The sequence below is a fragment of the Tabrizicola sp. genome, assembly GCF_034366665.1.
GTDB lineage: Bacteria > Pseudomonadota > Alphaproteobacteria > Rhodobacterales > Rhodobacteraceae > Tabrizicola.
In genome coordinates this window covers 26,984-40,524 of the sequence record NZ_JAXMMF010000035.1, presented here as the reverse complement: position 1 = coordinate 40,524, position 13,541 = coordinate 26,984, and the positions used below count along the sequence as shown (strand labels likewise).

At 66.7% G+C, this 13,541-nt stretch carries 15 protein-coding genes; 14 read left to right on the top strand and 1 reads right to left on the bottom strand.

Annotated elements, in window-relative coordinates; genetic code table 11:
• Positions 1-88: 88 nt before the first annotated feature.
• A complete protein-coding gene (locus tag U1E69_RS04700) occupies positions 89-436 on the top strand; it encodes a hypothetical protein (protein ID WP_322243194.1) in 348 nt (115 codons plus the stop codon).
• Between the two features lie 117 nt (positions 437-553).
• Here U1E69_RS04700 and U1E69_RS04695 read toward each other — a convergent pair whose 3' ends face one another.
• Positions 554-757 (bottom strand): DUF1127 domain-containing protein, encoded by a 204-nt coding sequence (locus tag U1E69_RS04695; protein ID WP_322243193.1) that lies wholly within the window; start codon positions 755-757, stop codon positions 554-556.
• Between the two features lie 321 nt (positions 758-1,078).
• Here U1E69_RS04695 and ruvC point away from each other — a divergent pair, with 321 nt between their 5' ends.
• The 13 genes from ruvC (at position 1,079) to ftsH (ending at position 13,482) form a co-directional block, all read left to right on the top strand.
• On the top strand, positions 1,079-1,588 hold the full coding sequence (gene ruvC, locus U1E69_RS04690; protein ID WP_322243192.1) for a crossover junction endodeoxyribonuclease RuvC: 510 nt from the start codon (positions 1,079-1,081) through the stop codon (positions 1,586-1,588).
• Complete coding sequence (ruvA, locus tag U1E69_RS04685) at positions 1,585-2,259, top strand: Holliday junction branch migration protein RuvA (RefSeq protein ID WP_322243190.1); 675 nt, start codon at positions 1,585-1,587, stop codon at positions 2,257-2,259. Before ruvC ends, ruvA begins: the two co-directional genes overlap by 4 nt.
• Positions 2,256-3,281 (top strand): Holliday junction branch migration DNA helicase RuvB, encoded by a 1,026-nt coding sequence (ruvB, locus tag U1E69_RS04680; RefSeq protein WP_322243189.1) that lies wholly within the window; start codon positions 2,256-2,258, stop codon positions 3,279-3,281. Before ruvA ends, ruvB begins: the two co-directional genes overlap by 4 nt.
• A 175-nt stretch (positions 3,282-3,456) precedes the next feature.
• A complete protein-coding gene (locus U1E69_RS04675; RefSeq protein ID WP_322243188.1) occupies positions 3,457-4,083 on the top strand; it encodes a hypothetical protein in 627 nt (208 codons plus the stop codon).
• Positions 4,084-4,204: 121 nt separating this feature from the next.
• The gene (gene ybgC, locus U1E69_RS04670) at positions 4,205-4,606 is read left to right on the top strand and encodes a tol-pal system-associated acyl-CoA thioesterase (RefSeq protein ID WP_322243196.1); all 402 of its coding nucleotides are present in this window, start codon (positions 4,205-4,207) and stop codon (positions 4,604-4,606) included.
• Between the two features lie 367 nt (positions 4,607-4,973).
• Positions 4,974-5,669, top strand: a complete 696-nt coding sequence (gene tolQ / locus U1E69_RS04665; RefSeq protein WP_322243187.1) for a protein TolQ — start codon at positions 4,974-4,976, stop codon at positions 5,667-5,669.
• Positions 5,670-5,672: 3 nt separating this feature from the next.
• Entirely contained in the window at positions 5,673-6,167 is a 495-nt protein-coding gene (gene tolR / locus U1E69_RS04660) for a protein TolR (RefSeq protein ID WP_322243186.1), read from the top strand.
• Between the two features lie 5 nt (positions 6,168-6,172).
• Complete coding sequence (locus U1E69_RS04655; RefSeq protein WP_322243185.1) at positions 6,173-7,387, top strand: hypothetical protein; 1,215 nt, start codon at positions 6,173-6,175, stop codon at positions 7,385-7,387.
• A gap of 103 nt (positions 7,388-7,490) precedes the next feature.
• Positions 7,491-8,822 (top strand): Tol-Pal system beta propeller repeat protein TolB, encoded by a 1,332-nt coding sequence (gene tolB / locus U1E69_RS04650; RefSeq protein WP_322243184.1) that lies wholly within the window; start codon positions 7,491-7,493, stop codon positions 8,820-8,822.
• 96 nt (positions 8,823-8,918) lie between these two features.
• Positions 8,919-9,452, top strand: coding sequence for a peptidoglycan-associated lipoprotein Pal (gene pal, locus U1E69_RS04645; RefSeq protein WP_322243183.1), 534 nt, complete (start codon positions 8,919-8,921; stop codon positions 9,450-9,452).
• A 4-nt stretch (positions 9,453-9,456) separates the two neighbouring features.
• Positions 9,457-10,290 carry a tol-pal system protein YbgF gene (gene ybgF / locus U1E69_RS04640; RefSeq protein ID WP_322243182.1) on the top strand — a complete coding sequence of 278 codons (834 nt, stop codon included), beginning with the start codon at positions 9,457-9,459 and terminating at the stop codon, positions 10,288-10,290.
• A complete protein-coding gene (tilS, locus tag U1E69_RS04635; protein ID WP_322243181.1) occupies positions 10,281-11,465 on the top strand; it encodes a tRNA lysidine(34) synthetase TilS in 1,185 nt (394 codons plus the stop codon). Before ybgF ends, tilS begins: the two co-directional genes overlap by 10 nt.
• Positions 11,466-11,556: 91 nt before the next feature.
• Positions 11,557-13,482, top strand: coding sequence for an ATP-dependent zinc metalloprotease FtsH (gene ftsH, locus U1E69_RS04630; RefSeq protein WP_322243180.1), 1,926 nt, complete (start codon positions 11,557-11,559; stop codon positions 13,480-13,482).
• Positions 13,483-13,541: the final 59 nt, after the last annotated feature.

Sequence of the window (13,541 nt, the reverse complement as noted above, 5' to 3'; positions counted from 1 at the left end):
AGATTAACGGCAGATGAACCTGCCGCAATTTCGCCATATCTGTGCGGCAAAAAATTCTCATCAGGGCTGCCACCTGGAGTAAAAGAAAATGTGGGTTGATCCAAATCTTAACGACTTCTACAGCCGCGTTTCGCGGATCGAGAAATCCCATGCCAAGGGCTACGGTTTTGAAGCCGCCGGCACGTTGGGACGCAAGGGCGGCGCGCGGAGCGGGTCTCGGCTTCTCAAGCTGGTCAAGCCACTGGTTCTGGTGCTGGCTGTCGGCACCGGGATCAAGAGCGTGATCCACTACTATGTGGGCGCCCAGACCTACGAAAGCCGTGTGAGCGCCCTGGCGGTCGGCGACGGGTTTGACCCGGTCGGTGCCTGGCTGATGCATGCGGACCCGGTGACCCTTTGGGCATCGGCACAGATGCAGACCCTGCTTCCCCGTTGATCCAAGCTGCTTGATCGAACCATTCTATGACGAAAGGGCCGCATCGGTTGATGCGGCCCCATTTCGCGTTGTGCCATCAAGGTCCCGAAGGACCGTCGGCCTTGCCGGCCGTCGACCTTAGCGGCCGATGGAGTCCAGATCACCCCGGCACAGGCCGATATCGTCCAGCTCGCGGTCCGAGAGCTTGCTGAGGGCCTTGCGGGTGACGCGTGCATCGTTCCAGGCCTGGAACACCATCACGGCGTTCGACAGGGCGTTGATGGCACGGTAGGTGGTGATGGCGCCATACGGCGCCGGGCGGGTCGTCTCGACAGCGGCCATGGCGTTCATCCTTGTTCTTACACTGCACATATTGGAGGCTTATTCCTCCATGCAGTGCCAGATAGTCTTGCTGCATGTGCAAAGCAAGCTGTGGAATGGCATGACAGCCATGCAAGGGCTGCATGACGTGTGTCAAAATTTTGTCAAACTTTTCAGACCGTTCCGGCAGAGCGCGTCGGCCTGCGTCGCTTTTCATATCCGACCCGTCGTATTCTGCAAGTGCAAAATGCAGCGGCGGTTCGGGGTGGCCCGTGTGAAAGCCATTGGCGGATGTTCCCTTTTCGTGCTAGCCCTTGTGGCAAGAAGAAAAGCGGGGGCAAGATGCGGGTCATCGGCATCGATCCGGGGTTGCGAAACCTGGGCTGGGGCGTGATCGATGTGGCGGGCTCACGGCTTAGCCATGTTGCCAACGGCATCTGCCATTCCGACGGGGCGGACGGCGATCTGGCCGTGCGACTGTTGAGCCTTCATTCGCAATTGACTGAAGTTTTGCGCACCTGGCAGCCGGACACGGCGGCGGTGGAGCACACATTCGTCAACAAGGATGCGGTGGCGACGCTGAAGCTGGGCCAGGCGCGGGGGATCGCGCTGCTGGTTCCGGCGCAGTTCGGGCTGGCGGTGGGGGAATATGCCCCGAATGCGGTGAAGAAGACGGTGGTGGGCGTCGGCCACGCGGCCAAGGTGCAGGTGGATCACATGGTGAAGCTGCAGTTCCCGGGCGTGAAGATCACCGGGCCGGATGCGGCGGATGCGCTGGCCATCGCGATCTGCCACGCGCATCACGTGCAGTCGCAGGGTAGGTTGGCGGCGGCGTTGAGGGCGGCGGAATGATCGGCAGGATTTCCGGACGGCTGGACTGGCGCGGGCCGGACCATGTGCTGATCGACGTGCGGGGGGTGGGGTATATCGTCTACGTCAGCGAGCGGACTTTGGCGGGCATGCCGGGGATCGGTGAAGCTGTCAGCCTGTATACGGACCTTCTGGTGCGCGAGGACCTTTTGCAGCTGTTCGGCTTTCCGACCATGCTGGAGAAGGAGTGGCACAAGCTTCTGATGACCGTGCAAGGCGTGGGGGCGAAGGCCAGCATGGCGATCCTGGGCACCTTGGGGGCCGAAGGTGTGGGCCGGGCGATCACCTTGGGCGACGCGCGCAGCGTGCAGGCGGCCCCCGGAGTGGGGCCAAAGTTGGCGCAGCGGGTGATCCTGGAGCTGAAGGCGAAGGCGCCGGGGGTGATGGCCTCGGGCGTGGGGTTGTCGGTGACGGCCGGGGCCGAGGATGTGGTGGTAGAGGAGGCGGCTCCTGCCCCGCGCAAGGCGGCGCGCGTGGACGAGGGTGCGGCGCGACGGGCCACGGCCTCGGCCGATGCGCTGTCGGCGCTGGTGAACCTTGGGTATGGTCAGGGCGATGCGGCGCAGGCGGTGGCGACGGTTGCCGGGGATATGGTTGAGGCGGATGCAGCGGCGCTGATCCGGGCGGCGTTGAAAGTGCTGGCGCCCAAATGAGTTCGGATCCGGCGCTGCGGGGCGAAAGGTTGCCCGAGGACACCGACAAGGCGCTGCGGCCGCAGATGCTGGCCGAGTTCATCGGACAGGCCGAAGCGCGCGCGAACCTGGCCGTGTTCATCGAGAGCGCCCGGATGCGGGGCGAGGCGATGGACCATACGCTGTTCCACGGCCCCCCCGGTCTGGGCAAGACCACGCTGGCGCAGATCATGGCGCGGGAGCTGGGGGTGGGGTTCCGGATGACCAGTGGTCCTGTGCTGGCCAAGCCGGGGGATCTGGCGGCGATCCTGACCAACCTGGAGCCGCGGGATGTGCTGTTCATCGACGAGATTCACCGGCTGTCCCCGGTGGTCGAGGAGGTGCTGTATCCGGCGCTGGAGGATTTCGCGCTGGATCTGGTGATCGGCGAAGGGCCTGCGGCGCGGACGGTGCGGATTGATCTGCAGCCGTTCACTCTGGTCGGCGCGACGACGCGGCTGGGGCTTTTGACGACTCCGCTAAGGGACCGGTTCGGGATTCCGACCCGGCTGGAGTTCTATACCGAGGCGGAGCTGTTCGAGATCGTCACGCGCGGGGCGCGGCTGATGGGGATACAGGCGGAACCGGAGGGCTGTCGCGAGATTGCGCGGCGCGCGCGGGGGACGCCCCGGATCGCGGGGCGCTTGCTGCGGCGGGTAGTGGATTTCGCGCTGGTCGAGGAGGGCGGGCGGATCAGTCGCGCGCTGGCCGACCGGGCGCTGACGCGGCTGGGGGTGGACCATCTGGGTCTGGACGGCGCGGACCGACGGTATCTGAGCCTCTTGGCCGAGAATTACGGTGGCGGGCCGGTCGGGGTGGAGACCATCGCGGCGGCCTTGTCCGAGCCGAGGGATGCGATCGAGGAGGTGATCGAGCCCTATCTGTTGCAGCAGGGATTGATCCTGCGCACCCCGCGCGGGCGGATGCTGGGGGCCAAGGCCTGGCGGCATCTGGGGCTGGAGGCTCCGAAGGTGCCCGGACAGGCGGACCTGTTCGGGAGCTGAGCGGAGCGCTGGCGCGCGCGCCATATGTCTCGTCGTCGGGCTGTGCCTCCTCCTCGGTCGATGGGGGTTTCACCCCCAAACCCCCAGGATATTTGCGCCAGTATGAAAGCCGGCATGGCAGGTTGTCCGCAGGGGCTGCGTTGTGCTAGCGGGCGCAGCACTATCGGAGGCGCAGATGGAAGCGGGCGAGATCGAGGCGTTGTTCACGCGGGGCGACGGGCAGTATCTGTTCGCGCGCTGGGGGCGGCCGATCGTGCCGGTCGTGTTCGGGGTGGATGACGCGAGCCTGTCGGTCTTCAAGGGGGCGTTCGAGGCGGTGGTGGTCCTGGCGGGGCACAAGATGGCCGAGACGGACCCGGAGCTGGGGGCGAACCTGATGGTGTTTGCCTTTCGGGAGTGGGGCGAGCTTTTGGAGGTGCCGGATTTGGGGCGGCTGGTGCCGGAGTTGCCCGCGCTGGTGGCGCGGCTGGAGGCGGCGGGGGCGAACCAGTACCGGATCTTCCGGTTCGACCGGGACGGGTCGATCAAGGCGGCCTTTGTCTTTCTGAAGATGGATGCGGCACTTGCGGCGATGGAGGCGGAGACGCTGGCTTTGGCTCAGGCGGTGCAGACGGTGGTGCTGTGGTCGGACCGGGCCTTTGACGGCAGCTCTCCTCTGGCGCGGGTGGGAGAGATGGTGATCCTGCGGCCGGAAATCGGCGCCGTGATCCGGGCAGGGTATGACCCGGTGCTGCCGGTGATGGCGCGGGATGCGTCCCATGCGCTGCGGCTGGCGGCGCGGGTGCGGGTCGGCCTGGGGTGATTGCGGTGGACAGGAGGCCATCGCGGTCAAGGGCTTGGCTGGGGATGTCGGGGGGCTTGACGGCTTGCGGGGCCGGATGCCGTGGCCTAGCCTTTGCCCCGACCGCAAGGAGGCCCGCATGATCCCGCACCAGTTCCACACCCGGGTCTATTACGAGGACACCGATCTGGCGGGGATCGTCTATTATGCCAACTACCTGAAGTTCATCGAACGCGCCCGGACCGAATGGGTCGAGGCGCTGGGGGTGGACCAGGTCGCGCTGAAGGCGCGCGAGGGGATCGTGTTTGCCGTCCGCCGGGTCGAGGCGGATTACCTGCGGCCCGCGAAGTTCGCCGATGATCTGGTGGTGGAGACAAAGTTGCAGTCGCTGGGTGGCGCGCGGATCGTGCTGGAGCAGGTGGTGCTGCGCGGCGGCGAGCGGCTTTTCGTGTCCGTCGTGACCTTGGTCTGCCTGACCGAGGACGGCCACGCGGCGCGGTTGCCGCCCGAGCTGCGGGCACGGCTTTCGGGGCCGCTGCACTGAGGGCTGGCATAAGCGCAGCAGGGTGGCCGCAGCAGGGTGGCCCGAGGCTGCGGGACTGGCGTCGGTTGCCTCCGGCGGGGATATTTGGGCCAGTCTGAAAACGGGTGTCCGGAACGGGCGGAGCGGTTTGCGGCTGGCGCAGCGGGGCTGAAGGCCCGGCGCGGGCGGGGTGAGCCTGTGGCGGGGATGTTTCGGCGCGAACGACAGGTGGGCATGACCGGCGCGGCAAGCCTGCGCAGATGACAAGTGCCGTCATCGGCGCGCGGAACCCTGCCGGCCACAGACTTGTGTTGGCATTCCCCCTGCAATCTTGATAGAATCACCGCTAACGGAGCCGAGAAACGGCCCGATCAACAAGAGCAGGCGTATGGAAACCGAAACCCTTGCGATGGCGCAGGAGATTGATTTCTCCATGTTCGCCCTTTTTGCCCGTGCAACGCTGACGGTGAAGATCGTCATGCTGATGCTGTTCATCATGTCCTTCTGGAGCTGGGCAATCATCGTCCAGAAACACCTCATGCTGCGCCGGGCGCAGGCCGAGGCGACGGTCTTCGACCGGGCCTTCTGGTCGGGCGAACCCCTGGACGAGCTTTTCGAGAAGATCGGGGCCGAGCCGCAGGGGCAGTCGGAGAAGATCTTCGCGGCGGGCATGCTGGAGTGGCGGCGCAGTCACAAACAGGATGGCGGGTTGATCGCGGGGGCGCAAAGCCGGATCGACCGGGCGATGAACGTGGCCATCGCGCGCGAAAGCGAGTTGATGAACCGGGGATTGAGCTTCCTGGCGACCACGGGGTCCACGGCGACCTTCATCGGCCTCTTTGGCACGGTCTGGGGGATCAAGCACAGCTTCGAGCAGATCGCCATCAGTCAGAATACCAGCCTGGCCGTCGTGGCCCCCGGTATCGCCGAGGCGCTGCTGGCGACGGGTGTGGGTCTGGTCGCGGCCATTCCTGCGGCGGTCTTCTACAACAAGTTGTCGGCGGATATTGACCGGGTGATTGGCGGCTATGAGGCCTTTGCCGACGAATTCGCGACGATCCTGTCGCGCCAGCTGGATTCGTAAATCATGGGCATGGGGGCTTCAGGATCGTCGGGCGGCGGGGGACGTCGCCGGCGCGGCGGGCGGTCGGCCGCGATGAGCGAGATCAACATCACGCCGATGGTGGACGTGATGCTGGTCTTGCTGATCATCTTCATGGTGGCGGCCCCGATGCTGACGGTGGGCGTGCCGGTGGAACTGCCGAAGACGGCGGCGGCGGCCTTGCCGACAGAACAGGAAGAGCCTCTGACGGTGACGATCACCGCGGATGGGCGGCTGGCGATCCAGACCACGGAAGTCTCGGATGCCGAGATGATCCCGCGGCTGACGGCGATTGCGGCGGAGCGGACCTCGAACAGGATCTTCCTGCGCGCCGACGGGGCGATCCCCTATGAGCGGGTGGCGCAGGTCATGGGGGCCTTGAACGCGGGCGGGTTCAACGAGATTGGGCTTGTCACCGACGGCGAGGGGCCAAGCTTTGGCGCCGGGGCTGCGTCGAATACCGGAAACGACGGCGGCTGAGGCGGATGGACACGCGGTTCCAGACGGGGACGGTTGTATCGGCGATCGGGCACTTGGGGGTCGTCCTCTGGGTGCTGGTCGGCGACTGGCTGTTTGCGGATGCGCCGCCCGAGGAGGTCATCGTGACCTCGGTGTCGATGATCAGCTCTGATGAGTTCGCGGCGCTGCAGGCGGGGGCGACGCCGAACCCGGTCGAGGAGCCTGCGCCGGTGCGTCCGCAGGCCCGGCCCGAGGAGGTGGTGGAGCCGCCGCCGGAGCCAGAGCCACTGCCTGAGCCAGAGCCACTGCCTGAACCAGAGCCACTGCCTGAACCGGAGCCGCTGCCTGAACCCGTTCCCGAACCGGAGCCAACACCGGAGCCAGCGGTCGAACCACCGCCGTCCGATGCGGTGCAGGCGGAGGAGGAGCAGGCGATCCAGTCGGAATCGACCGAAATCCAGCCCGCTCCCGAGGCCGAAGAGATCATCGCGCCCGACCCGGTGCAGCCCGAGGTCGAGGCCGAGACGTCGGATACGCCCGAGCCTGCCGTGTCCGAGGACCCGGCGGCCGAGGAGGTCATCCAGGAGGAGCCGACCGAGGCGACGGTGCCCGAGGATACCGGGGACGTGACGCAGACCGAGGCGAATATCGAACAGGATGCCGAGACGGGGATGACCACCTCGATCCGGCCGCGCACCCGCCCGGAGCGGGCACCGGAGCCGGAGCCCGTGCCGGAGACCGAGGTGGCGGCAGAGGAGGCTCCGGTCGAGGACCCCGTGGAAGAGCCGGCCGAGTCGGCCGAGCTGAACGTACAGCCGGTGGATGATACGGCGACGCAGGACGCCATCGACGCGCTGCTGGGCGAGGCGACGGACGAGCCTGTCGAGGAGGCCTCGGGCGGGCAGGATCTGCCGCAGGGGCCGCCCTTGACGGGGGGCGAGATGGGCGACATCTCCAGCGCAATCGCGCGGCGGTGGAACCTGGGGGCGGCGTCCACGGATGTGCTGAGTTCGATGGTGGTGATCCGCGTCAGCTTTGACGAGAGCGGCCGGCCGGTGGACTTCGAGCTGCTGGAGTCGAGCGGCCCCAGCCAGGCGGCGATCGACAACCTGTTCCAGATCGCCCGCCGGGCGGTGAACCGGACCCATTCTGAAGGCGGAATTCCGCTGCCTCCGGACAAGTTCGACACCTGGCGCGTGCTTGACTTTGTCTTCGATGCGAATGGGATGCGGGTAAGATGACCCGTCACTATGGAACCAAAGCGGGGAATTTCCCCTTCTCTCCCGCGGCCGACGCGGGCAATGACATAGAAAAGAACGGAGCATGAGGCCGATGATCAGACCCATGAGAAAGACTTTCGGGACGTTGCTGGCGCTGGCCCTTGGGGTCGGGATGCTTGCCGCAGCGCCCGTGCTGGCGCAGTCCAGCCCGCCGCGGATCGTGATCGGGCAGGGCGTGATCGAGCCGATGCCGATCGCGATCCCGACCTTCATCGACGAGGGCGGCGCGGGGGACTATGCGCGCGAGATCAGCCGGGTGGTGATCTCGGACCTGGAGGGCACGGGCTTTTTCCGCAATATCGGGGAAGAGGCGCATATCAGCCGGATCACCAGCTTTGACGGCGGGGTCGCCTTCGAGGACTGGAAGGCGATCAACGCGCAAGTGCTGGTGACGGGGGCCGTGTCGGTCAGTGGCGACCGGATCACGGTGAAGTTCCGGGCCTATGACGTGTTCAATGGCACGACGCTGGAAGGGGCCGCACTGCAGTTTGCGGGCACCACGCAAGGCTGGCGGCGGATGTCGCACAAGGTCGCGGACGTGATCTATTCGACGATCACCGGCGAGGGCGGCTACTTCGACAGCCGGGTGGTCTTTGTCAGCGAAAGCGGGCCGAAGAACGCGCGCCTGAAGCGGCTGGCGGTGATGGATTATGACGGGGCCAACGTGGCCTATCTGACCGACAGTGCGTCCATCGTGCTGGCGCCGCGCTTCTCGCCGCAGGGCGACCGTATCCTGTACACCAGCTACGAATCCGGCTTCCCGCGGATCACCGTTCTGGATGTGGGATCGCTGCGCAGGCAGACACTGGACGAGCAGCCGGGCACCATGACCTTCGCGCCGCGGTTCAGCCCGGATGGCGGGACCGTGGTCTTCAGCCTGGAGCGGGGCGGAAACACCGACATCTATTCGCTGTCATTGGGCGGTGGCGGGCTGACGCAGCTGACGAACTCGCCGTCCATCGAGACCGCGCCCAGCTTTAGCCCGGACGGCAGCCAGATCGTGTTCGAAAGCGACCGCACCGGCTCGCCGCAGATCTACATCATGCCGGCGGGCGGTGGTGAGGGCTCGCGGATTTCCGGCGGCGAGGGGCGCTATGGCACCCCGGTCTGGAGCCCGCGCGGCGACTATATCGCCTTCACCAAGCAGAACGCGGGCCGGTTCCACATCGGCGTGATGCGCACCGACGGGTCGGAAGAGCGCCTGCTGACGGCAAGCTTCCTGGACGAGGGTCCGACCTGGGCGCCGAACGGGCGTGTCCTGATGTTCACCCGCGAAACCAGCGGTGGCGGCGGGCAGGCAAGCCTGTGGTCCGTGGACATCACCGGGCGGAACCTGAAGCAGATCCCGACCGACGGCCCGGCCTCGGACCCCGCCTGGTCGCCGCTTTTGCCCTGAATTGTGAACGACAAATTCATCGGGCCGCCGATTCCCTCGGCGGCGCAAAGCTGTTAATCTGGCTGAAATCGAGCCAACAAGAAGGATGACCCTCCCATGAGCCTTGCTGCGAAGTCGCTTCTCCTGATCGCCGTTCTGGGCCTTGCGGCCTGCAACAACCCTGACCGCTATGGCGCGGGTGCCGGTGGGCCTGGTGGGGCCGGTGGCGCTGGGGGCGCGGGCGGAATCGACACCACGGGTCTGGGCGATCCGAACAATCCGACGTCGATTGCCTATTTCAACCAGACGGTTGGCGACCGCGTCCTGTTCGCGGTGGACCAGTCGACGCTGTCGCCCGAGGCACGGTCGGTCCTGGCCGCGCAGGCCAGCTGGCTGAACCAGAACCCCGGCTATGCCGCGATCATCGAAGGCCATGCCGACGAGCAGGGCACGCGCGAATACAACCTTGCGCTTGGCGCGCGCCGGGCTGCGGCGGTGCAGAACTTCCTGATCAGCCAGGGCGTCGCGGCGAACCGTCTGCGGACCATCAGCTACGGCAAGGAGCGCCCGATCGAGGTCTGCTCGACCGAGGCCTGCTATTCCCAGAACCGCCGTTCGGTGACCGTGCTGTCGGCTGGCGCCGGGGTCTGATCTGATGCGCCGCCTTGGTCTTGCCGTGGCGCTGTGCCTGCTGCCGGTTCTGGGTCACGCCCAGGACCGGGCGCAGACGCTTGCCGATATCCGCGCCGAGCTTTCCGCCCTTGCGGCCGAGTTCAACGCGCTGAAGGCCGAGCTTGTCTCGTCCGGTGCCGCCACCAGCGGGGCCGCCGGGGGCGATGCGCTGACCCGGATGGACACGATCGAGGCGACGCTGGCACGGCTGACCGCGCGGACCGAGGAGGTCGAGCTGAAGCTGAACCGGGTGGTCTCGGACGGGACCAACCGGATCGGCGACATCGAGTATCGGTTGTGCGAAGTGACCGAGGGTTGCGATCCGGCGAACCTGGGGGCCACGCCCGCGCTGGGCGGCGATACGGGCGGGGCTGCGGCCCCAGTCGCGGATGCGGGCGCTGCGCCAGCGCCTGCGACGGGTGGGGCGGAACTTGCGGTGGCAGAGCAGCAGGACTTTGACCGGGCCAAGGAGGTGCTCGGTCAGGGTGACTTTCCCGGAGCTGCAGCGCTCTTTGCGACCTATGCCCAATCCTATCCTGGCGGACCGCTAGTCCCCGAGGCGCATTTCCTGCGCGGCGACGCGCTGACCCGGGTGGGCGACACGGCGGGTGCGGCGCGGGCCTATCTGGACGCGTTTTCGGCCGCGCCCGAGGGGCCTCTGGCGCCCGACGCGCTGTTGAAGCTGGGCGAGGGGTTGGGGGCTTTGGGCCAGGTGTCCGAGGCTTGCGTCACGCTGGCCGAGGTGGGCACGCGCTTTCCCGGCAGCATGGCGGCAACTCAGGCGACAGTGGCGATGCAGGGGTTCGGGTGCCAGTAGAGGATCGGCTGGTCTCGCTGATCCGGGACCGGCTGCCAGCGGACCAGACCATCGGAGTGGCGCTTTCGGGCGGTGGGGATTCCACCGCCCTTCTGCATTTGTGTCTGCGGGCGGGCCTTGGGGTCGAGGCGGTTACGGTGGATCACCGGCTGCGCCCGGACAGCGCGGGGGAAGCGGCGGCTGTCGCGGCCTTCTGTCAGGGGGTGGGGGTGCGGCATGAGGTCCGTGTCTGGGCGCATGGCGCGGTTCCCGGCAATCTGATGGACGCGGCACGGCGAGCGCGGATGGGGTTGATCGGCGATTGGGCGCTGGCCCGCGGTATCGGCGTGGTGGCGTTGGGTCACACTCGGGATGATGTGGCCGAGACGGTGCTGATGGGTCTGGGCCGGGCCGCGGGTCTGGCGGGGTTGTCGGGGATGCGGCCCCGGTGGAAGGCGGGCGGCGTTGCCTTTGTGCGGCCTTTGCTGGATGCCGGCCGGACCGAGTTGCGCGACTGGTTGCGGACCCAAGGCATCGGCTGGGTGGACGATCCGACAAACGAGAACGACCGTTATACCCGCGTGAGGGCGCGCAAGGCGCTTCAGGCATTGAAGCCCTTGGGCATCACTGCCGGGCGCTTGGCCCAGGTGGCGGCGAACCTCGCCCGGGTCCAGGAGGCTTTGACGACGCAGGTTGCCGCAGCCGGGCAGGGGGTCCGTGAAGAGGCAGGCGCTTTGCGGTTCGACGCCGGGGTCTGGGCCGAGCCGTCCGAGGTGCAACGTCAGGTGGTGATCGCGGCGGTCCTGTGGCTGGGCGGGGGGGACTATGCTCCACGTGCGGCAGAGGTGGACCGGCTGGTGGCCGCGCTGTCAGTGGGTGCGGGTGCGACGCTGGCCGGGTGCCGCGCGCGGGGTGGCTGGCTGATGCGTGAGGCGCGTGTCGTGGGAGGCACGGTCACGGTGGGGCAGGTCTGGGACGGGCGCTGGCTGGTCGAGGGGCCTGTGGGCGAGGTGCGGGCCTTGGGGGCCGAGGGATTGCGGCAGGTCAAGGACCGGCGCAAGACGGGGTTGCCGCGCGAAGTGTTGCTGGTCACTCCAGGCGTCTGGGAGGGCGAGCGGCTGCTGGCGGCTCCGGCAGCGGGGCTTTCCGCCGGTTGGACGGCGCGGCTTCAGCACCCGTTCACACTTCGCCGTTAGTGGATTGAACCCGGGGCGCAAAGGTTTATCTTAAGCCAAAGCCGCTTCTGCCCCGTCATGGGGCCGAGGGCGCATTCGGGAGATCCCTGCATTGGGTAATGCACGCAATATCGCGTTCTGGGTTGTGCTGCTGATTTTGGTCATGGCGCTGTTCCAGCTGTTTTCGGGCAACCAGACGACGATGTCGTCGCGCTCGCTGTCCTATTCCGACTTTATCGAGCGGGTGGACGCCGGGCAGGTCAGCAAGGTCGTGCTTGACGGTGAACGGCTGGTGGTCGTCGGCCAGGACGGCAATTCATACGTCACGATCAAGCCTCCGGGCGACATGGTCACGGAAAACCTTTCGCGTGAGCTGATCGGCAAGGGCGTCGAGGTCGAGGCCGAGCCGCAGGCGCAGTCGGGTTTTGTCTCGGTGCTGCTGTCGTTCCTGCCCTTCCTTCTGCTGATCGGCGTCTGGATCTATTTCATGAACCGGATGCAGGGTGGCGGACGTGGCGGCGCGATGGGGTTTGGCAAGAGCCGTGCCAAACTGCTGACCGAAAAGCAGGGGCGCGTGACGTTTGACGACGTCGCGGGCATCGACGAGGCCAAGGAAGAGCTGGAAGAGATCGTGGAATTCCTGCGCAACCCGCAGAAATTCAGCCGTCTTGGCGGAAAGATTCCGAAGGGCGCGCTGCTGGTCGGTCCTCCCGGCACCGGTAAGACGCTTCTGGCACGCGCCATTGCGGGTGAGGCCGGGGTGCCGTTCTTCACCATCTCGGGGTCCGACTTCGTGGAAATGTTCGTCGGTGTGGGTGCGTCCCGCGTCCGCGACATGTTCGAGCAGGCGAAGAAGAACGCGCCCTGCATCGTCTTCATCGACGAAATCGACGCCGTGGGCCGGGCCCGTGGTGTGGGCATCGGCGGCGGCAACGACGAACGTGAGCAGACGCTGAACCAGCTTCTGGTGGAGATGGACGGGTTCGAGGCGAACGAGGGTGTGATCATCATCGCGGCGACGAACCGGAAGGACGTGCTGGACCCGGCCTTGCTGCGTCCCGGCCGTTTTGACCGTCAGATCCACGTGCCGAACCCGGACATCAAGGGCCGCGAGAAGATCCTGTCGGTCCATGCCCGCAAGGTGCCGCTGGGGCCGGATGTCGACCTGCGGACGATTGCTCGCGGCTCGCCGGGGTTCAGTGGTGCTGACCTGATGAACCTGGTGAACGAGGCCGCGCTGATGGCCGCCCGGGCGGGGCGGCGGTTCGTGACGATGATCGACTTCGAGAACGCCAAGGACAAGGTCATGATGGGCGCGGAACGCCGCAGCATGGTCCTGACCCCCGAGCAGAAGGAGATGACCGCGTATCACGAGGCCGGCCACGCCATTGTCGGCATGGCTTTGCCCAAGTGTGACCCGGTCTACAAGGCGACGATCATTCCGCGCGGCGGTGCGCTTGGCATGGTGATGAGCCTGCCGGAGATTGACCGGCTGAACTGGCACCGCGACCAGTGCGAGGAGCGCATCGCGATGACGATGGCCGGAAAGGCCGCCGAGATCATCAAGTACGGCGCGGATTCGGTGTCGAACGGGCCGTCGGGCGACATCCAGCAGGCCTCGGCCCTGGCCCGGGCGATGGTGCTGCGCTGGGGCATGTCGGACGTGGTCGGCAACATCGATTATGCCGAAGCGGCCGAGGGCTATCAGGGCAATACCGGTGGTTTTTCGGTTTCGGCCGAGACCAAGCGGCTGATCGAGCAGGAAGTGAAGCGCTTCATCGACGAAGGCTATGAGACTGCCCGCCGCATCCTGTTGGAAAAGCAGGAAGAGTGGGAGCGTCTGGCCAAGGGCCTCTTGGAGTATGAAACGTTGACCGGCGACGAGATCCGCAAGGTTGTCGCGGGCGAGGCGCTGGGTGGCGACGACAACGCCGACAAGCCCTCGTCGGGCGGCGGCACGGCCTCGGTCGCGGCGATCCCCAAGACGCGGGGGCGCACCAAGAAGCCGGGGACCGAACCGGAACCCGCGCCGCTTTGAAACCAGAAAGGCCCCGCATCGCCGGGGCCTTTTGCTTTTCCCTCCCTGCCGCTAACCTG